Annotated in this window: 15 protein-coding genes and 1 tRNA gene; 9 read left to right on the plus strand and 7 right to left on the minus strand. The window is 60.2% G+C overall.

Features of this window, described 5'->3' with window-relative positions; translation table 11 throughout:
• Positions 1-178: 178 nt before the first annotated feature.
• Positions 179-1,411, minus strand: coding sequence for an HD-GYP domain-containing protein (locus tag J9885_RS05860; protein WP_210548411.1), 1,233 nt, complete (start codon positions 1,409-1,411; stop codon positions 179-181).
• A gap of 110 nt (positions 1,412-1,521) precedes the next feature.
• Positions 1,522-4,197: a bifunctional acetaldehyde-CoA/alcohol dehydrogenase gene (gene adhE, locus J9885_RS05865; protein WP_210548412.1), complete on the minus strand. Its 2,676-nt coding sequence runs from the start codon at positions 4,195-4,197 to the stop codon at positions 1,522-1,524.
• 839 nt (positions 4,198-5,036) lie between these two features.
• Between adhE and J9885_RS05870 the strand changes: the two genes are divergently transcribed.
• From J9885_RS05870 to J9885_RS05900, 7 genes are all read left to right on the plus strand, one after another.
• The gene (locus tag J9885_RS05870) at positions 5,037-5,672 is read left to right on the plus strand and encodes a YchE family NAAT transporter (protein WP_043761370.1); all 636 of its coding nucleotides are present in this window, start codon (positions 5,037-5,039) and stop codon (positions 5,670-5,672) included.
• 281 nt (positions 5,673-5,953) lie between these two features.
• The gene (locus J9885_RS05875) at positions 5,954-7,573 is read left to right on the plus strand and encodes an ABC transporter substrate-binding protein (protein WP_210548413.1); all 1,620 of its coding nucleotides are present in this window, start codon (positions 5,954-5,956) and stop codon (positions 7,571-7,573) included.
• A gap of 97 nt (positions 7,574-7,670) precedes the next feature.
• Positions 7,671-8,591, plus strand: coding sequence for an oligopeptide ABC transporter permease OppB (oppB, locus tag J9885_RS05880; protein WP_010674330.1), 921 nt, complete (start codon positions 7,671-7,673; stop codon positions 8,589-8,591).
• A 14-nt stretch (positions 8,592-8,605) separates the two neighbouring features.
• Positions 8,606-9,517, plus strand: a complete 912-nt coding sequence (gene oppC / locus J9885_RS05885; RefSeq protein WP_010674331.1) for an oligopeptide ABC transporter permease OppC — start codon at positions 8,606-8,608, stop codon at positions 9,515-9,517.
• Positions 9,518-9,611: 94 nt separating this feature from the next.
• The gene (locus J9885_RS05890; protein ID WP_042863654.1) at positions 9,612-10,592 is read left to right on the plus strand and encodes an ABC transporter ATP-binding protein; all 981 of its coding nucleotides are present in this window, start codon (positions 9,612-9,614) and stop codon (positions 10,590-10,592) included.
• Entirely contained in the window at positions 10,593-11,588 is a 996-nt protein-coding gene (gene oppF, locus J9885_RS05895) for a murein tripeptide/oligopeptide ABC transporter ATP binding protein OppF (RefSeq protein WP_043761358.1), read from the plus strand.
• Positions 11,589-11,884: 296 nt separating this feature from the next.
• Complete coding sequence (locus tag J9885_RS05900) at positions 11,885-12,841, plus strand: TerC family protein (protein ID WP_134696011.1); 957 nt, start codon at positions 11,885-11,887, stop codon at positions 12,839-12,841.
• A gap of 57 nt (positions 12,842-12,898) precedes the next feature.
• On the opposite strand, the gene alr is transcribed toward J9885_RS05900, so the two are convergent.
• Positions 12,899-14,125, minus strand: coding sequence for an alanine racemase (gene alr / locus J9885_RS05905; RefSeq protein WP_210548414.1), 1,227 nt, complete (start codon positions 14,123-14,125; stop codon positions 12,899-12,901).
• Between the two features lie 172 nt (positions 14,126-14,297).
• Here alr and J9885_RS05910 point away from each other — a divergent pair, with 172 nt between their 5' ends.
• Positions 14,298-14,744 (plus strand): isoprenylcysteine carboxylmethyltransferase family protein, encoded by a 447-nt coding sequence (locus tag J9885_RS05910; RefSeq protein ID WP_210548415.1) that lies wholly within the window; start codon positions 14,298-14,300, stop codon positions 14,742-14,744.
• 87 nt (positions 14,745-14,831) lie between these two features.
• On the opposite strand, the gene J9885_RS05915 is transcribed toward J9885_RS05910, so the two are convergent.
• From J9885_RS05915 to J9885_RS05930, 4 genes are all read right to left on the minus strand, one after another.
• Positions 14,832-16,091 carry a dicarboxylate/amino acid:cation symporter gene (locus J9885_RS05915; protein ID WP_210548416.1) on the minus strand — a complete coding sequence of 420 codons (1,260 nt, stop codon included), beginning with the start codon at positions 16,089-16,091 and terminating at the stop codon, positions 14,832-14,834.
• 205 nt (positions 16,092-16,296) lie between these two features.
• Positions 16,297-16,722, minus strand: coding sequence for a hypothetical protein (locus J9885_RS05920; protein WP_210548917.1), 426 nt, complete (start codon positions 16,720-16,722; stop codon positions 16,297-16,299).
• 176 nt (positions 16,723-16,898) lie between these two features.
• A tRNA-Pro gene (locus tag J9885_RS05925) sits at positions 16,899-16,975 on the minus strand.
• A gap of 222 nt (positions 16,976-17,197) precedes the next feature.
• A complete protein-coding gene (locus J9885_RS05930; RefSeq protein WP_134696008.1) occupies positions 17,198-18,541 on the minus strand; it encodes a dihydroorotase in 1,344 nt (447 codons plus the stop codon).
• Between the two features lie 79 nt (positions 18,542-18,620).
• Here J9885_RS05930 and J9885_RS05935 point away from each other — a divergent pair, with 79 nt between their 5' ends.
• The gene (locus tag J9885_RS05935) at positions 18,621-19,496 is read left to right on the plus strand and encodes a 6-carboxytetrahydropterin synthase (protein WP_210548417.1); all 876 of its coding nucleotides are present in this window, start codon (positions 18,621-18,623) and stop codon (positions 19,494-19,496) included.
• Positions 19,497-19,550 lie beyond the last annotated feature (54 nt).

A 19,550-nucleotide genomic window follows, 5' to 3' on the forward strand; every position in this document is an offset into this window, starting at 1 on the left:
TGATATTGCTGAAGAGAGCATGAAGGTATCCGCAGGATACCCCACACGGAGGTGGCATGCTCCGCCCGACCCCTTGGTTGGGCGTTTTTTATTCAGCTTCAATGGCGGACGATTTTGAGGGGGATGGAGCAATTATTCAGGTTTGTCCAATGAGTTATCCCCAGCTTCTGGGGATAACTCAGAAGGCGAAATAGTAACAGACCCGCCGGCCCAGGCTGAAAAACGGCCGTTGTCCTTCATCCAGCTCTTCCGGCCTGAGGGTGGCTACTATGCTTCTCGCATCCTCCCGCAAGTCGATCATGGCCACCCCTTCCGGGCGCTGCCCCTTGATATAGGGCTGCACCTTGGGTTTGAGGGGCATGGTGGGTTCGGTCGACAGCACCAGGGCCACGGAGTCGTCGTCGAGGCGCACCAGGGAGCCGGGGGGATAGACCCCCAGCACCTTTATCAGCAACCTGACCAGATCCTGATCGAATTTCTTCTGGGACAGCTTGAAGAGCTGGCCGATGACCTGGCTCGGCCCCATCGGGTTGATGCCGTTGCGGGGGTGGAGCGATTCGTCGTAGTGATCCACCAGGCCGATGAGGCGGACGAGGGGAGGGATCTTGTCGCCACCGATGCCAAGAGGGAAGCCGCTGCCGTCGAGGCGCTCGTGGTGCAGGTGGGCCACCTCGCGGATCCTGTGTTCGAAGGCCTGCAGCTGATTGAGCATCTCAAGCCCGTACTGGGGGTGCATGTTGAGAAAATTCTGCTCCGCCTTGTTGAGATCCCCCCGTTTCTGGGTGATCTGGCTCGGGATCCTGAGTTCGCCGATGTCGTGCAGCAGGCCGGCCAGCCCCGCCTCCTCGATGTCGATCGGGGTCATGCCGAGTTCCCGCGCCATCAGCATGGCGATGAAGGCCACGCTCAGGCTGTGTTGCAGCAGGCTATCCGTGTGCTGGCTGCGGATGAGGTGCAACCCGAGTGGCCCCTGATGGCTGGCAAGACGGCTGGCGGTGCTGCGCACTAGCTGGGCGGTATTGGCGAGCCCCTCGTCAGGCTTGAGGTTGAGGGCGCCGAGCGCATCGCGCAAATCCGAGAGGGACTGGCCGAAGGCCTTGTCGGCGGTGCGCAGGGAGCGTCTGAACGCCTTCTCGTCAAAGCCGGGCTCAGTGGGGGGCGGTGTGTCCTGCGCGCTCTCCCGCTCGGGGGAGGGGGCCGGGTCGGCGCGCAACAGGGGTTCGACGGGCAGATCGCTCTTGTCGGGATCCACCATCAGCAGGGTGAGTTCGAGGTGTCGGATGATATCAAGCTGTTGCTGGTCGCGGATCTTGAAGGCATTGAACATAAAAGGGTGACTCGTCCATCCCGTGGGGAGATGGATGTAGTGGCCGACTCTCAACTGCTCGATGGAGGCCTGGATCAGCGCCATGGATTAGCTCTTCTGTCGAATTTGCCTATCAATAAGCTAGCAAAATTAAACAGATAGACAAATAAAAAAGCCCGCGCATCTGCGCGGGCTTTCATCATCCAGGGGACTTATCAGGCCTTGGATTTTTTCTTGGTGTCTACCTTGGCTTCGACTTTGGCTTCTACCTTGGTCGCCACCTGGGCTTCCTCGATGAAGGGACGGCCGTAGTAGGTGTCCATCAGGATGGCTTTCAGCTCGGTGATCAGCGGGTAGCGCGGGTTGGCGCCGGTGCACTGGTCATCGAAGGCTTCCAGGGCCAGCTGGTCAACCTTGGCCAGGAAGTCCGCCTCGTTCACGCCAGCTTCACGGATGGAGGCCGGAATGCCCAGAGTTGCCTTCAGCTCGTCCAGCCAGGCCAGCAGTTTCTCGATCTTGGCCGCGGTGCGGTCACCGGCAGCGGTCAGACCCAGATGGTCAGCCACTTCGGCGTAGCGACGACGAGCCTGCGGACGGTCGTACTGGGAGAACGCGGTCTGCTTGGTCGGGTTGTCGTTCGCGTTGTAGCGGATGACGTTGCTGATCAGCAGGGCGTTGGCCAGACCGTGGGGGATGTGGAACTCCGCACCCAGCTTGTGGGCCATGGAGTGGCACACGCCCAGGAAGGCGTTGGCAAACGCGATACCGGCGATGGTGGCAGCGTTGTGCACCTTCTCGCGAGCAATCGGGTCGTTGGCGCCGTTGATGTAGCTGGAGGGCAGGTAGTCCTTCAGCAGTTTCAGGGCTTGCAGCGCCTGGCCATCGGAGTACTCGTTCGCCAGCACGGAGACATAGGCTTCCATGGCGTGGGTCACGGCGTCGATACCACCAAAGGCGCACAGGGATTTCGGCATGCCCATGACCAGGTTGGCGTCCACGATGGCCATGTTCGGGGTCAGCTCGTAGTCGGCCAGCGGGTACTTCATGCCGGTGGCGTCGTCGGTCACGACCGCAAACGGGGTCACTTCAGAACCGGTACCGGACGTGGTGGTGATACAGACCAGTTCGGCCTTCACGCCCATTTTCGGGAACTTGTAGATACGCTTGCGGATGTCCATGAAGCGCATGGCCAGATCTTCGAACGCGGTGTCCGGATGCTCGTACATCACCCACATGATCTTGGCGGCATCCATCGGAGAACCACCGCCCAGGGCGACGATCACGTCCGGCTTGAAGGAGTTGGCCATTTCGGCGCCCTTGCGTACCACGGACAGGGTGGGGTCGGCTTCCACTTCGTAGAAGATCTCCACTTCCATGTTCAGCTTCTTGAGCAGACGGACCACTTCATCGGCGTAGCCGTTGTTGAACAGGAAGCGGTCGGTCACTACCAGTGCACGCTTCTTGCCTTCCAGGTCGCTCAGGGCGATAGGCAGGGAACCACGACGGAAGTAGATGGATTTCGGAAGTTTGTGCCACAGCATATTTTCTGCCCGTTTTGCGACTGTCTTCTTGTTGATCAAGTGCTTGGGACCGACGTTCTCGGAGATGGAGTTACCACTCCAGGAGCCGCAACCCAGGGTCAGGGACGGGGCCAGCGCGAAGTTGTACAGGTCACCGATACCACCCTGGGTGGAGGGGGTGTTGATGAGGATACGGGCAGTCTTCATCTTGTCGCCGAAGTACTTGATGCGGTCGGCGTTGCGATCCTGGTCGGTATACAGACCGGAGGTGTGGCCGATACCACCGATGTTGACCATGTCACAGGCCATCTCGACGGCTTCTTCGAAGTTCTTGGCACGGAACATACCCAGCGTCGGGGAGAGCTTCTCGTGAGCGAATTCGTCTTCTGCGCAGAGCTCCAGGCCTTCACCGATGAGGATCTTGGTGGTCGCGGGAACGGTGACACCGGCCATGGCGGCGATCTTGGTGGCAGGCTGGCCCACGATGTCGGCGTTCAGGGCGCCGTTGATCAGCAGCACTTTACGCACCTTGTCGGCCTCTTCCTTGGAGAGGATATAGCCGGCGTGGGTCGCGAAACGCTCCTTGACCTGGTTATAGATGGAGTCAACCACGATGACCGCCTGCTCGGAGGCACAAACCACGCCGTTGTCGAAGGTCTTGGACATCAGGATGGAGGCGACGGCACGCTTCACGTCGGCAGTCTCGTCGATGACGATGGGCACGTTGCCCGCACCCACGCCGATGGCGGGTTTGCCGGAGGAGTAGGCGGCCTTCACCATGCCCGGGCCACCGGTGGCCAGGATCAGGTTGATGTCGTCGTGACGCATCAGGGCGTTGGAGAGTTCGACGGAGGGTTGGTCAATCCAGCCGATGATGTCTTTCGGGGCACCGGCGGCAATGGCTGCATCCAGTACCAGCTTGGCAGCGGTATTGGTGGAGTTCTTGGCACGGGGGTGCGGGGAGAAGATGATGGCGTTACGGGTCTTCAGGGAGATAAGAGCCTTGAAGATCGCGGTGGAAGTCGGGTTGGTGGTCGGTACGATACCGCAGATGATGCCTACCGGTTCGGCGATGGTGATGGTGCCCATCTCGTCGTCCTGGCTCAGGATGCCGCAGGTCTTTTCGTCTTTGTAGGCGTTATAGATGTATTCGGAGGCGAAGTGGTTCTTGATAACCTTGTCTTCGATGATACCCATACCGGATTCGGCCACGGCCATCTGGGCCAGAGGGATACGGGCGTTGCTGGCGGCGAGGGCGGCGGCACGGAAAACCTTGTCTACCTGCTCTTGCGAGAAGCTGGCGAATTGACGCTGCGCTTCTTTGACGCGGGCAACCAGTGCATCCAGTTCAGCCAAATTGGTTACTGCCATGTTTATCTCCTGATGATTTGAAAACTGTTTAGTAAGACCTTGGCAATGCCCGGCAATTATAGCCGCCCTGTCAAGGAGAGAATCACCACAACGGGGTATTTACATGTCTTAGTAAACTGTTTTCTGACTCGATTATAGGGCCGGGATGTGTCAGAAAAAATTGATCTGGATCATATGTAACAAAAGAACAAAAGAAATTTTGTTTCAGCCACCCGGCAGGCCGAATGTTGCTAACCTGTTGCCTGAAACCCGGCACGGGTCGCCGGCGGTGCAAGGGGCATGGCACCTGAATTCAGCGTTGTTTCCCCCAGGGCCCCCGAGGGGAGGCGATCCGGCAGGGGAGGGGCTTGGCGGTGGCTTTCTCCAGCCAGTTGGCGAGGGTTTCATTTTTGTTGAGCCAGTGGCTTGTTGCTTTTATCCAGTCACGGCGCTGGCGCGGCAGAATTCGGGGCGGGAGCGATGGCTCGTTGCCGACGATGGCAGAGAAGATGGGGATACGTGCAGCCCGAATGAGTGGGCACGACAGGTGTTGCTCGTCGCTGTGGGTTCAGGGAAAAGCGTCATTACGCCACCAACAGGGTGGTTTGTTGATGGTGAATATTGAACTGAGATGGTCTTGCAGAATTAAATGTCGATGCGTTTGATCATATTGTTAACCATCACTGACGCGGATTAACAACTCGAAATGTTGAATTTTGTCGATACATTAGAGGAACTAACTGAAAAGCCCCGAAAAGGGTGAGATTATTTGATTGGTGAAGGGAAAAATCATGGTGTAAATTTACGCGCAATTGGATGGGGATGACCCCTGTGGCCCGGTTTGGTTCTGGATGGCGCCTATGGCAGCAATAGACTTCTCTTTATACCTGAAATTTTTCGTCGGCCTGTTTGCGATCATCAACCCGCTGGGGTTGTTGCCGGTCTTCGTGAGCCTGACCGGTCACATGCAGCCGGATGAGCGCAGGAAGACCAATACCACCGCCCATATTGCCGTGATGATCATCCTGATTGTTTCCATGTGCATGGGGCAGCTGATCCTCGATAGCTTCGGCATCTCGCTGGCGTCGTTTCGTATCGCCGGGGGCTCGCTGATCACCCTGATCGCCTGGTCCATGCTGCAGGGCAAGCTGGGGGAGGTGAAGCACAACAAGCAGGAGAAGGGTGAACTGGCTGCGCGCGAATCCATCGCCGTGGTGCCCCTGGCACTGCCCCTGATGGCCGGACCCGGCGCCATCTCTTCTTCCATCGTCTATGCCAGCCAGAAGACCCTGCCCCAGATGGCCGGCATGTTCCTGGTGGTGGTGGCCTTTGCCTGTTGCTCCTGGCTCATCTTCCGCGCCGCCCCCCTGCTGTTCAAGCTGATGGGCAACACCGGTATCAACGTGGTCACCCGTATCATGGGTCTTATCATGATGTCGCTCGGCATCGAGATCATCGTCGCGGGCATCAAGGGGGTCTTCCCCGGTCTGGTGTGAGCCAGCTCTATGTTTTGTCGTAGCCGGTCCTCGTGACCGGCTTTTTATTGTTTCTTTTTTGTTGGTCATTTCCTAGAATCGACCGTCCCTGTATAGAAACTGACCTGCTCGCCATATTTAATTGCTGAATAAATGGTTTGAAGTTGTTTTTTTGACCATGAAAGTACCCTGGTGCTGATGATATCTATTGCATTATCAGATTTGTCAGGGAATTATGCGGGCAGCGAGGTTTTTATCTCGTGGATAACAAATGCATGGAATGTTCTTGTTGGAGTATGGAAATGACTCATAGAAAAACAATTATTAATACCCTTTTATTGACCGCACTCTTTGGTGGCGCCACTCTGGCTCACGCCGCCGATGTCCCCGCCGGCACCAAGCTCGCCTCCGAGCAGACCCTGGTGAAAGGCAATGGTTCCGAACCCGCAACCCTGGATCCGCACAAGACCGAAGGTACGGTAGAATCCAACATCCTGCGCGACCTGTTCGAAGGTCTCGTCACCTCCGGCCCCAAGGGTGAGACCCTGCCCGGCGTCGCCGAGTCCTGGGAAACCAAGGACAACAAACACTACGTGTTCCACCTGCGCAAGGATGCCAAGTGGTCCAACGGGGATCCCGTCACCGCCCACGATTTCGAATTTGCCTTCAAGCGCGCGGTGGATCCCAAAACGGCTTCTCCGTACTCCTGGTACATGGAGATCCCGACCATCGTCAACGCCACCGACATCATCGCGGGCAAGAAGCCGTCCGACACCCTGGGTGTGAAGGCGGTGGACGATCACACCTTCGAGGTGCAGCTGGAGAAGGCGGTGCCTTACTTCGTCAGCATGCTCTCCCACACCACCACTTACCCGGTACCGAAGAAGGTGATCGAGAAGTTCGGTGACAAGTGGACCCAACCCGGCAACATGGTTTCCAACGGCGCCTATGTGCTGAAGGACTGGGTGGTCAACGAGCGCGTCGACGTGGAGCGCAACCCCAACTACTGGAACAACGCCAAGACCGTCATCGAGAAGGTGACCTACCTGCCGATCCAGTCCACCAACGCCGAGCTGAACCGCTACCTGGCCGGTGAAGTGGATCTGACCTACAACATGCCCATCGAGCGCTTCAAGCAGATGAAGAAAGAGCTGCCCAAGGAAGTGCAGGTGAGCGGCTATGTGGGTACCTACTACTACCAGTACAACTTCAAGCACAAGCCGTTTGATGACGTGCGCGTGCGTACCGCGCTCTCCTATGCCATCGACCGCAACGTGATCGCCGACAAGGTGATGGGCAAGGGCGAGACCCCGGGTTATACCCTGGTCCCCGACTTCGTGGACGGCTTCAAGCCGGTAGCCCCGGCCTGGTCCAAGCTGAGCCAGGCAGAGCGTGATGCCAAGGCGAAAGAGCTGCTGACCGAAGCCGGTTATGGCCCGGGCAAGCCGCTCAAGTTCGAGCTGCTCTACAACACCGACGACAACCACAAGAAGGTGGCCGTGGCCGTCGCCTCCATGTGGAAGAAGCTGGGCGTGGAAGTGAGCCTGGTGAACCAGGAGTGGAAGACCTACCTGGAGACCAAGAAGCAGGGTAACTTCGACGTGGGTCGTGCCGGCTGGATCGCCGACTACAACGAAGCCTCCTCCATGCTGGATCTGATGCAGACCACTCACGGCAACAACGATGGCAAGTACTCCAACACGGCGTTCGACAAGCTGATGAGCGAGTCCCGCAACCAGGTGGATGCCGAGGCGCGCAACAACCTCTATGTCCAGGCCGAAGAGATCCTGGCCAAGGACATGCCGATCGCCCCCATCTATCAGTACGTGACCTCCCGCATGGTCAAGCCCTACGTGGGCGGCTACCCGGCCAACCCGCTGGACAACATCTACAGCAAAGACATGTACATCATTGCTCACTGAGTAAAGAAACAAGTCGCATAACAAGCAGGGCCCGCCGGACGGCGGGCCTTTATTACAACCGCGACCCTTTGGAAGCAGTACAGGACAGGAAATGTCTATGTTGAAATTCATCCTTAAACGTCTACTGGAAGCGATCCCGACTCTGCTGGTCTTGATCACCGTCTCCTTCTTCATGATGCGCTTCGCCCCGGGGAACCCCTTCACCAGCGAACGCGCCCTGCCGCCGGAAGTCCTGGCCAACATCGAGGCCAAATATGGCCTGGACAAGCCCATCGGCATGCAATACCTCACCTATCTGGGCAACCTGGTCCAGGGGGATCTGGGGCCCTCCTTCAAGTACAAGGACTTCACCGTCAATGATCTGGTGAGCCAGGCCCTGCCGGTTTCCGCCAAGATAGGCTCGGTCGCCTTCCTGCTGGCGGTGACCCTGGGGGTCACCTTCGGCACCATTGCGGCCTTGAAACAGAACACCCTCATCGACTATCTGCTGATGTCGTCGGCCATGGCCGGGGTGGTGATACCCGGCTTCGTGCTGGCGCCCTTGCTGGTGCTCTTCTTCAGCATCTACCTCGGCTGGTTCCCGGCGGGGGGCTGGCAGGGGGGCGGGGCCCAGTTCATGGTGCTGCCGGTGTTCGGCATGATGATGTACTACATCTCGGCCATCTCCCGCATCATGCGGGGCAGCATGATCGAGACCATGAACTCCAACTTCATCCGTACCGCCCGTGCCAAGGGGCTGCCCCTGCGCCACATCATCCTGAAACACGCGCTGCGCCCGGCCATGCTGCCGGTGGTCTCCTACCTGGGGCCGGCGTTCGTCGGCATCATCACCGGCTCCGTGGTCATCGAGACCATCTTCGGTCTGCCGGGGATCGGCCAGCTGTTCGTGAACGGTGCGCTGAACCGTGATTACTCCATGGTGCTCGGCCTGACCATTCTGGTCGGGGCGCTGACCATCACCTTTAACGCCGTGGTCGATATCCTCTATGCCGTCATCGACCCCAAGATCCGTTATTAAGCCGGGAGTACATCATGGTAGTCACAACTGAAAAGCGCGAAGCCGTCGAGGCGTTCGCCCAGAAAGTGGAAGTGGTGGAAGGACGCTCCCTGTGGAAGGATGCCCGTCGCCGTTTCCTGCGCAACAAGGCGGCGCTCACCAGCCTCATCATCCTGACCATCATCGGTCTGGCGGTGATCGTGGGGCCGCACCTGTCCCAGTACACCTTCGACGATCCGGACTGGGGCGCCATGCAGAGCGCCCCCGACATGGAGACCGGCCACTGGTTCGGCACCGACAGCCTGGGGCGCGATCTGTTCGTGCGCACCCTGCTCGGCGGTCGCATCTCGCTGATGGTCGGCATCATGGGAGCCCTGGTGGCCGTGATCATCGGCACCTTGTATGGTGCGGCCTCCGGCTTCATCGGCGGTCGGGTCGACAGCCTGATGATGCGGGTGCTGGAGATCCTCAACGCCTTCCCCTTCATGTTCTTCGTGATCATGCTGGTGACCTTCTTCGGTCGCAATCTGGCCCTCATCTTCCTCGCCATCGGCGCGGTGAGCTGGCTCGACATGGCGCGGATCGTCCGCGGCCAGACCCTGAGTCTCAAGAGCAAGGAGTTCATCGAGGCGGCCCACGTCTGCGGCGTCTCCAAGTGGAAGATCATCACCCGCCACATAGTGCCGAACGTGCTCGGCATCGTCGCTGTCTACGCCACCCTGCTGGTGCCGGGCATGATCATGTTCGAATCCTTCCTGAGCTTCCTGGGGCTCGGGGTACAAGAGCCCATGACTAGCTGGGGCGCCCTGCTGGATGAAGGCTCCAAGTCGATGGAAGTGGCCATCTGGCAACTCCTGTTCCCCGCCGGTTTCATGGTGGTGACCCTGTTCTGCTTCAACTTCCTCGGGGATGGTCTGCGTGATGCCCTCGATCCCAAGGATCGATAAGACGCAAGCAATGCCGTAGGACCCGTCCGCTGGACACACAGCGCCAGCGGGATGGGCAGGCCTGCCTCACGACAGATCGATAAGGAGTGTTTATATGAAATTACTGGATGTGAAAGATCTGCGGGTCGAGTTCAAGACCCCGGACGGCAACGTGGTGGCCGTGAACGACCTCAACTTCTCCCTCTCCGCTGGCGAAACCCTCGGGATCGTCGGGGAGTCCGGCTCCGGCAAGTCCCAGACCGCCTTTGCCATCATGGGGCTGCTCGCCAAGAACGGCGTCATTACGGGGTCGGCCAAGTTCCAGGGTGAGGAGATCCTGAACCTGCCGGAGTCCAAGCTCAACCGTATCCGCTCCGAGAAGATCGCCATGATCTTCCAGGATCCCATGACCTCCCTGAACCCCTACATGAAGGTGAAGGATCAGCTGATGGAAGTGCTGATGCTGCACAAGGGGATGACCAAGGCCGCCGCCTTCGAGGAGTCGGTGCGCATGCTGGACGCGGTGAAGATCCCCGAGTCGCGCAAGCGGATGAACATGTATCCCCACGAGTTCTCCGGCGGCATGCGCCAGCGGGTGATGATCGCCATGGCGCTCCTGTGCCGCCCGCAGCTGCTCATCGCCGACGAGCCGACCACGGCTCTGGACGTGACGGTGCAGGCCCAGATCATGACCCTGATGAACGAGCTCAAGCGCGAGTTCAACACCGCCATCATCATGATCACCCACGACTTGGGCGTGGTGGCCGGCATCTGCGACAAGGTGCTGGTGATGTACGCCGGCCGTACCATGGAGTACGGCAAGGTGAACGACATCTTCTATCGGCCGAGCCACCCCTACACCGAGGGTCTGCTGCGCGCCATTCCCCGTCTCGACACCGAAGGGGAAGTGCTGCCCACCATCCCGGGCAATCCGCCCAACCTGCTGCGTCTGCCCACCGGTTGCCCCTTCCAGGAGCGCTGCCACCGGGTACACGAGATTTGCGGCCAGCAGTCCCCCATCCTCACCCCGTTCAATGACGGGCGGGAGCGGGCCTGCCACTGGGTGTCGGATGCCATCATCAAGGGAGTGAACTAAATGGGTACTGACAAGAAACTGCTGCTGGAAGTGTCCGACCTCAAGGTTCACTTCCAAATCAAGAGTGACAAGGCCTGGCCCTGGGCCAAGCCCTCCGCCCTGAAGGCGGTGGACGGGGTGACCCTGCGCCTCTATGAAGGGGAAACCCTGGGGGTGGTGGGGGAGTCCGGCTGCGGCAAGTCCACCTTCGCCCGTGCCCTCATCGGCCTGGTGCCGGCCACCGACGGCAAGGTGGTGTGGCTCGGGCAGGATCTGACCAAGCTCGAACAGGGGGCGCTGCGGGAGAAGCGCAAGGAGATCCAGATGATCTTCCAGGACCCGCTGGCGTCGCTCAACCCGCGCATGACCATAGGCGACATCATCGCCGAGCCCCTCATCACCTTCTACCCGGCTCTGGGCAAGGAGGAGGTGAAGGAGAAGGTGCGCACCATGATGACCAAGGTGGGCCTGTTGCCGAACCTGGTGAACCGCTACCCCCACGAGTTCTCCGGCGGTCAGTGTCAGCGCATCGGCATCGCCCGGGCGCTCATCCTGGAACCCAAGATGATCATCTGCGACGAGCCGGTCTCGGCGCTGGATGTGTCCATCCAGGCCCAGGTGGTGAACCTGCTGAAATCCCTGCAAAAGGAGATGGGGCTCTCCCTCATCTTCATCGCCCACGACCTCTCCGTGGTGAAGCACATCTCGGATCGGGTGCTGGTGATGTACCTGGGCAACGCGGTGGAGCTCGGCACCGGCAAGGAGATCTTCGCGAACCCCTTGCACCCCTATACCAAGGCGCTGATGTCGGCAGTGCCCATCCCGGATCCGGACGTGGAGCGCAGCAAGACCATCCAGATCCTGGAAGGGGATCTGCCGTCCCCCATGAACCCGCCGTCCGGTTGCGTATTCCGTACCCGTTGTCCGGTGGCCGGCCCCGAATGTGCCAAGACCCGGCCCATGCTGGAGGGGAACTTCGATCACGCGGTCTCCTGCCTCAAGGTGGATCCGCTCTGACGAGAGCCTGAGAACGAGGGCGCCCGTGTGGCGCCCTTTTTTATTTTTACTCGGGGAGAAGATGCCTCTTGGCGTTACCTTTCGGGGCTGTTACTATCCGCCGCAACAAGGGGAGTAACTTCTCGCCGGTTTGTCGTCATTACGGTGCACACCTTTTCCTGCAGTGCACCCGGCAGCCGGGCAGTCGATGCAAATCGGCTGTAAGTGAGACCTTGCCGAGAGGCAAGGTGTATCTGCTCCAGACGCAAACCCACCGCCTCCCGGCCGTGGGTTTTGTCGTTTTGGGAGAAAGGAAAATGGGTGAATGGTGGATGTGGGCCGGTTTCTTCAGCATAGTGCTGGTCCTGTTGTGGATTGATATCCGCTTTGTCGGTGGCGGCAAGGCGCACAAGGTTTCGCTGAAAGAGGCGGGGATCTGGTCCCTCATCTGGGTCAGTGTGGCACTCCTGTTCAACCTGGCCATCTGGCTCTGGCTGGATCACAGCGCCGGGCGCGAAATAGCCAACGAGAAGGGACTGGAGTTCCTCACCGGCTACCTCATCGAGAAGGCGCTGGCGGTGGACAACGTCTTCGTCTGGCTGATGCTGTTCGGTTACTTTGCCATTCCCGCCGAGCTGCAGCGCCGGGTGCTGCTCTACGGGGTACTGGGTGCCATCGTCATGCGTGCCGGCATGGTGTTCGCGGGCAGCTGGCTCATCGAGCAGTTCCACTGGATCCTCTACCTGTTCGGCGCCTTCCTGCTGCTGACCGGTGCCAAGATGCTGTGGGCGGCCGACAAGGAGCCGGATCTCGAGAACAACGCCCTGCTCGGCTGGATGCGTCGCCGCTTCAAGGTGACCGAGACCCTGGAGGGGGAGAACTTCTTCGTCTGGCGTGACGGTGTGCGCTACGCGACCCCGCTGCTGCTCATTCTGGTGCTGGTGGAGGTGAGCGATCTCATCTTCGCGGTGGACAGCATCCCGGCCATCTTCGCGGTGACCACGGATCCCTTCATCGTGCTGACCTCCAACATCTTCGCCATCATGGGGCTGCGCGCCATGTACTTCCTGCTGGCCGGTGTGGCCGAGCGCTTCGCCCTGCTCAAATACGGCCTGGCGCTGATCCTGATGTTCATCGGGGTCAAGATGCTGCTGCTGGATGTGTTCAAGATCCCGACCGGCATCGCACTCGGAGTAGTAGCATTGATCCTGCTGGCCTCCATGGGGCTGAGCCTCTGGGTGACCCGCAAGAAAGACGATGTGAAAGCGGCGTGATTGCCAACCTACTGAAAAGGGCTCCCCAGGGAGCCCTTTTTCATATCAGCGATTTGCTTAGCGCTTGATCTTCTTGGGGTTGGTGTAACCCCAGACGGTGTACATGTCCGCCAGCAGGGCGCCGTTGTACTCCTCCAGATCAGACTGTTTCACCTCGGCATCCCCCTGGCGGCCGAACAGGACCACCTCGTCACCGGGTTTGATCCCCTTGATGTCGGTCACGTCCACCATGGTGGTGTTCATGGAGGTCTTGCCCACGACAGGAGCCTTCTGACCATGGATCAGCACATAGGCCTTGTTGCTCATGGCGCGGCGGTAGCCGTCGGAGTAACCCATCGGCAGGTTGGCGAGCAGGGAGTCGCGCTTGAGGGTGAAGGTACGGTCATAACCGACGGTGTTGCCCGCCGGGTAGTGGTTGACGGAGGCGACCTGGGTCTTGAACGCCATCACCTTCTTGTACTCGGTGTAGGAGGGGATGGTGTCGCCATAGATGATGCCGCCCGGGCGCACCATGTCAAAGTAGGCTTCCGGCACTTCCAGGGTGGCGAAGGAGTTGGCGGCGTGGATGGTGAGCTTGCTGCGATCCAGCTTGCCGGCGTCGATCAGCCACTGGTAGTCCAGCTTGAACTGGGCCAGCCCCATCTTGACGTCCTCTTTCTCTTCCACCGGGAAGTGGGTCATGATGCCGACCGGGGTGATCCCCTTGAGCTTGATCATGGCCAGGGCGTCTTCCTTGGCATCGGCCTGGCGCAGGTCGATGCCGTTGCGGCTCATGCCGGCGGAGTTCAGACCGATGTGCACCGGAATGTTGGTGTTGTGGCGCTGGGCGATGTCGGCGATCCCCTGGGCACTGGCCAGGCTGCCGACCAGCTCTTCCATCTTGTAGGGCAGGGCCTGCTCAACTTCATCCGGGGTGGCGGCGCGCACCCGCATCAGACGACCCTCGAAGCCCTTCTCGCGGGCCACGCGGGCCTCTTCGTTGCTGGCGATGCCGATGCAGGGGATGCCTGCCTTGACCACGGAGGGCACCAGCAGATCGATGCCGTGACCGTAGGCGTCGGCCTTCATGATGGCGCAGATCTGCGGGCCCTTGTCACCCAGGCGATTTTTCAGGGTCTGGATGTTGTGCTCGAAGGCGCCGAGATCCACTTCCAGCCAGGCGTTGGTGGCGGTCTGCTCCTGACCGTTGCGGTGGTCGTTCGCGAGCGGCAGATAGGGGGCGGCAACCGCCTGGCCGGCCAGCAGACCGAAGATCAGGGTCGCGAGCAGCGTTTTCTTGTGCATGGGATGTTACCTTCTTATTGTCTCAGTTGAGGTGCGCCCTGTGTGGGCGCGTGTGTCTGCATCTTGGGAATTTATTCGTATGTGGATGATATTTATCCATTTTTTCCAAGATGTCAGCGTTGGGAGTGTAACTTAACGGCGCCATTCGTGGCACGGGGAACGGGAAGAAAATATGCGTTTAGCGGTGCGGATCCCACCTTTGCTGTTGTTTGTGGTCATCGTGCTCGTCATGTGGCTGGGACGGGGGGAGGCGAGGGGGGCGCCGCTCCTGCTCGTGCCTGCCGCAGTGCTGTGGGTGGCGGGAGGTCTGCTGGGGGGCGGGGCACTCCTGCGTTTCAGGCGCCAGGGCACCACTGTGCATCCCCTGCGCCTGGATGAGAGCCGGGTGCTGGTGACGGAGGGCGTCTATCGTGTCAGCCGCAATCCCATGTACCTGGGCCTGCTCTGCTGGACGATGGCGCTGGCCTGTTATCTGGGCGGGCTGGCCGTCTGGCTCGGTCCGCTGCTGTTGTGGGGCTGGCTCAGCCGCTTTCAGATAGTGCCGGAAGAGCAGGCGCTGCAAAGGCGCTTTGGCGAGGCATATGCAAACTACTGCCGCCGGGTGCGGCGCTGGTGCTGAACCGCTCTCCCGCGTGCAGAGCCAGGCGATGGAGATAAAAAACGGCCCGCAGATGCGGGCCGTTTTGATGAGGTGGCGATGAAGGGATCACGCCTTGGCGGTATCCACCTCGCCAAGCGGCGCGGTTTCACCCAGGCTGTCCTCGCTCTTGGCGACCACGCTCGCGGCGATGGCGTTGCCCAGCACGTTGGTGGCGGAGCGACCCATGTCGAGGAAGTGATCGATGCCGAGCAGCAGCAGGATGCCCGCTTCCGGGATCTGGAACTGGTTGAGGGTGGCGGCAATCACCACCAGGGAGGCGCGCGGCACGCCGGCCATCCCCTTGGAGGTGACCATCAGCAGCAGCAGCATGGTGATCTGCTGGGCCATGGAGAGCTCGATGCCGTAGGCCTGGGCGATGAACATCACCGCGAAGGTGCAGTACATCATGGAGCCATCCAGGTTGAAGGAGTAGCCCATGGGCAGCACGAAGCTGGCGATGCGCTTGTCACAACCGAACTTCTCCAGCCTGTCCAGGGTCTTGGGATAGGCGGCCTCGGAGCTGGCGGTGGAGAAGGCCAGCAGGATGGGCTCGCGGATCAGGGTTAGCAGGCTCAGGATACGGCGGCGGATGAAGAGGCTGCCCATGGCGATAAGCAGCAGCCAGAGGCAAGCCAGCGCCAGGTAGAACTGGGCCATGAAGGTGCCATAGGTGGCGAGGATGCCGAGCCCCTCCTTGGCGACCATGGCGGCGATGGCGCCAAATACCGCGAAGGGGGCGAAGTTCATCACGTAGCCGGTCACCTTCAGCATGATCTCGGCACCGCTGGCCATCAGCATGACCACCGGTTTGGCGGCATCCCCCAGGGCGGCGGCGGCCAGCCCGAAGAAGAGGGAGAACACCACGATCTGCAGGATCTCGTTGGTGGCCATGGCCTCGACCACGCTCTTGGGGATGGCGTGGGTGATGAAGTCCTTGAGAGAGATGGCGGTTGCCGTCACGCCCGAGCTGGCGGAGTCATCGGGCAGGGAGAGGGAGAGCCCCACCCCAGGTTGCATCAGGTGGACCATCACCAGCCCCAGGGTCAGGGACATCAGGGAGGCGAGCATGAACCAGCCCAGGGTCTTGACGCCGATGCGGCCCACGGTGCGGGTGTCCCCCATCTTGGCGATACCGACCACCAGGGTGGTGAACACCAGGGGGGCGATGATCATCTTGATGAGCCGCAGGAAGATGTCGGTCAGCAGGGTGATGTCGCTGGCAAAGCCGGCGGCCTGAGCGGGGGCCAGCAGGCGATAACCCTGCCCCGTAACAATGCCAAGCAACATCGCGATGAGGATGGCAACGGTTAATTTATTCATTTTCATGGGGGGTGTCCCAGTCTCGATATGTGCAGTGCCTGTGCGGGTGGGCAGGGTGCCACCTCAGTCCTTTTTTGTGAGCCGGGCCGTGGAATTCAGACAGCCGGTGTGCTGGAGCATGCCTAATCGCGGAGGGGAAATCCAGTGGCTTATTGCAGAACTTTATGTGGTTATTGGTGAAATGAGATGTAAATACTGTTAATTAATTATATTAATCACTGTTTATTTTGATTTTATAGAGATAAATCGCTTCCAGGCTCTGGTCGTTCAACCGGTGAGGCTCCAGGGTAAAGATGAGCAGCGCCGACGTGCGATGCTCCACGTGCATCTCCTCCATGAAGGTATCGGGTTCGTACTCATCAAAGCCGAAACGGGGGCGTTCTGGCCTCACCCTGACCGCATCCCGCGACAGGGTCAGCTCCTGTACATGCACCCAGGGGAAACCCCGGGCCAGCGCCATCTCTCCGGCCCGCTTGAGCACGTATTTGCGGGCGGTTTCCCTGTCCACCAGCTCGTTGCCGACAAACTCCAGCTGCCACTTCTCCGGCCCGAGCCGGGTCTGGGAGAAGCCGGTCTGGCCGTTCCAGAAGGACTTCTCGCTGTCATAGGCGGTGGCGCAGCCCGCGAGTTGCCCCATCAGCAGGCAGCACAGGGCGAGGGTGGGCAGGGTATGACGGGGAGGCGACATGATGCGGACCGGTTGGCGAACGGGATTCCACTACAGCACAAAGGGGGAGGTCAGACAATCGCGGGGCGAGGGCAGCCCATAAAAGAAAAGGCCTTGTCGTTTGACAAGGCCTTTCTCGGGGAATTTGGTCGGTGTGAGAGGATTCGAACCTCCGACCCTCTACACCCCATGCAGATGCGCTACCTGGCTGCGCTACACACCGACGGAGTCAGCTCGGCTGACGGGGGCTGAGTTTATGGAGATGGGCAGGCCCTGTCAACAGGGGAAATACAGGGTTGCGATCGTTTGCCTGCTTTGCGAGCAAATGGCGCTCAAAGTACCGCCGCGTGTGGGAAATTTGACCTGGTGATGCCTGTTTTCAGGTGTTTCTGGCGACCATGAAAATGGCCGCCCGGAGGCGGCCATGTTTACCCGTGGTGACGGTTCAGCGGTTGAAGGTCAAGCGCTTGCCCAGCACCTTGTCGGTGACCTGACCGTTCTGCCAGGCGATCTGGCCATTGACCAGGGTCATGTCGATGGTGCTCTGGAAGCGGTAGCCGTTGAACGGGGACCAGCCGCACAGGTAGAGCAGGTTGCTGTCGGTGACCACGTAGGGCTTGCCCAGATCCAGCAGCACCAGGTCGGCGAAGTAGCCTTCCCGGATGTAGCCGCGATCCTGCACCTGGAAGCGCTCGGCCACCGCGTGGGAGGTCTTCTTGACGATGGTCTCCAGGCTGAAGACGCCGTTGTGGTAGAGCTCCAGCAGCGCCTGCAGGGAGTGTTGTACCAGGGGCACGCCGGACGGCGCCTTGAAGTAGCTGTTCTGCTTCTCTTCCCAGGTGTGGGGGGCGTGGTCGGTGGCGATGATGTCGAGCACGTCGTTGCGCACCGCATCCAGCAGGGCGTGCTGGTCGGCGGCGCTCTTCACCGCCGGGTTGCACTTGATCTGGCTGCCCAGGGTGTCGTAGTCCGCCTCGTTGAAGAACAGATGGTGGACGCACACCTCGGCGGTGATGTTCTTGTCCTTGAGATCCTTCAGGTCCGGGGTGGCGGTAAAGAGCGACAGCTCTTTCGCCGTGGTCAGGTGCAGCACGTGCAGCTTGGCGCCGTACTGCTTGGCCAGGGAGACCGCCATGCTGGAGGACTTGTAGCAGGCGTCGGCGCTGCGGATGCGGCCGTGCTCGCGCATCGGCACATCCTCGCCCCACTTGGCACGGGCTTCGTCTTCCAGCACCTTGATGCTGGGGGTGTCCTCGCAGTGGGTGACGATCATCACCGGGCTCTCGCGGAAGATGGCCGCCAGGGTCTCCTGGTTGTCCACCAGCATGTTGCCGGTGGAGGCCCCCATGAAGATCTTGATGCCGCAGGACTGCTTGGGATCGAGCTTCTTGATCTCTTCCAGGTTGTCGTTGGTGGCACCGAGGTAGAAGCTGTAGTTGGCGGCGGCGGAGTTGGCGGCTATCTGGTATTTGGCTTCGAGGGCGTCGATGGTGGTGGTCTGGGGATTGACGTTGGGCATTTCCATGAAGCTGGTGGTGCCACCGGCCACGGCGGCCCGGGATTCACTGGCGATGGTTCCCTTGTGGGTCAGGCCGGGCTCCCGGAAATGGACCTGATCGTCGATCATCCCGGGGATGAGGTGACGGCCGGTCGCATCGATCACCACGGCATCGGGGGCGCTGATGTCCGGGGCGATACGGGCGATCCGCTCCCCCTCGATCAACACGTCGGAGGCATAGATGCGGCCTTCGTTGACCAGGGTGGCATTCTTGATAAGCAATTTGTTCATGGGGGGTTCCAGTTCCTTTGCCGATAATCCGGGGTCATAATATCGCAAACTGCACTTTCTCTGTAGCAAGGCCTGAGTAATGAAGTTATTTGTTAGAGATTTGACTGTGATCGATTCCAGCTATCTGTGTGAACGCCGCGGTATGGTGGGCGAGAGCTGGCTGGTGGACATCGAGATGAGCGGCGAGCTCAACGAGATGAGCATGCTGCTGGACTTCGGCCGGGTGAAGAAGCTCATCAAGTCCATCATCGATGAAGAGGTGGATCACAAGCTGCTGGTGCCGGCCGAGAGCCCCCTGGTGCATATCCACCCACTGGACAACGACGAGTGCACCGTGGATCTGCTGCGTCCGGGCCGCTCCATCCACCTGCGCTGTCCGAGCCAGGGCTTCGCCTTCATTCCCGCGCCCCAGGTGGACAAGGAGTCCATCACCCGTTATCTGCTGGCGGTGCTGGCCAAGCGGCTGCCGGGCAACATCAAGGATTTGACCCTGACGTTGCGCCAGGAGCGCATCGACGGTGCCTTCTACCACTACAGCCACGGCCTCAAGAAGCACGACGGCAACTGCCAGCGCATCGCCCACGGCCACCGCTCCCCCATCGAGATCCTAGTGGATGGCGAGCGTGACGAGGAGCTGGAGCTGAACTGGGCCGAGCGCTGGGCCGATATCTACCTCGGCACCGAAGAGGACAGGGTGGCCCTGTCCGAACTGACGCTGAGCGAGCAGGCCAGGGCCCATCTGGGTGAGCACCACCAGGGCTTCAAGTATGTGGCGCCCCAGGGGCTGTTCCAGCTCGCCATGCCGGCGGCAGAGGTGGAGATGATCGACACCGACACCACCATAGAGCTGCTGGCCCACTACATCGCCCGCGAGGTGAAGAAGCAGGTAGGGGACAAGTTCGTCAAGATTGTGGCCTATGAAGGGGTCGGCAAGGGCGCCATCGCCTACGCCTGATCCCACGCCCTCCAGGTAATAAAAAGGCCCCGCTGATGCGGGGCCTTGTCGTTT

Origin of the sequence: Aeromonas sp. SrichE-2G (assembly GCF_017939565.1) — a bacterium.
In the GTDB taxonomy this organism is placed as follows: Bacteria; Pseudomonadota; Gammaproteobacteria; order Enterobacterales; family Aeromonadaceae; genus Aeromonas; species Aeromonas taiwanensis.

Bases quoted from the DNA above. Each gene is read 5' to 3' on its own strand.
- J9885_RS05930 (WP_134696008.1), bottom strand. From the start codon at position 18,541: ATGAACAAATTGCTTATCAAGAATGCCACCCTGGTCAACGAAGGCCGC.
- J9885_RS05900 (WP_134696011.1), top strand. From the start codon at position 11,885: ATGGGTGAATGGTGGATGTGGGCCGGTTTCTTCAGCATAGTGCTGGTC.
- J9885_RS05915 (WP_210548416.1), bottom strand. From the start codon at position 16,091: ATGAAAATGAATAAATTAACCGTTGCCATCCTCATCGCGATGTTGCTT.
- J9885_RS05875 (WP_210548413.1), top strand. From the start codon at position 5,954: ATGACTCATAGAAAAACAATTATTAATACCCTTTTATTGACCGCACTC.
- alr (WP_210548414.1), bottom strand. From the start codon at position 14,125: ATGCACAAGAAAACGCTGCTCGCGACCCTGATCTTCGGTCTGCTGGCC.
- J9885_RS05910 (WP_210548415.1), top strand. From the start codon at position 14,298: ATGCGTTTAGCGGTGCGGATCCCACCTTTGCTGTTGTTTGTGGTCATC.
- adhE (WP_210548412.1), bottom strand. From the start codon at position 4,197: ATGGCAGTAACCAATTTGGCTGAACTGGATGCACTGGTTGCCCGCGTC.
- J9885_RS05935 (WP_210548417.1), top strand. From the start codon at position 18,621: ATGAAGTTATTTGTTAGAGATTTGACTGTGATCGATTCCAGCTATCTG.
- oppB (WP_010674330.1), top strand. From the start codon at position 7,671: ATGTTGAAATTCATCCTTAAACGTCTACTGGAAGCGATCCCGACTCTG.
- J9885_RS05860 (WP_210548411.1), bottom strand. From the start codon at position 1,411: ATGGCGCTGATCCAGGCCTCCATCGAGCAGTTGAGAGTCGGCCACTAC.
- J9885_RS05920 (WP_210548917.1), bottom strand. From the start codon at position 16,722: ATGGGGCAACTCGCGGGCTGCGCCACCGCCTATGACAGCGAGAAGTCC.
- oppF (WP_043761358.1), top strand. From the start codon at position 10,593: ATGGGTACTGACAAGAAACTGCTGCTGGAAGTGTCCGACCTCAAGGTT.
- oppC (WP_010674331.1), top strand. From the start codon at position 8,606: ATGGTAGTCACAACTGAAAAGCGCGAAGCCGTCGAGGCGTTCGCCCAG.
- J9885_RS05890 (WP_042863654.1), top strand. From the start codon at position 9,612: ATGAAATTACTGGATGTGAAAGATCTGCGGGTCGAGTTCAAGACCCCG.
- J9885_RS05870 (WP_043761370.1), top strand. From the start codon at position 5,037: ATGGCAGCAATAGACTTCTCTTTATACCTGAAATTTTTCGTCGGCCTG.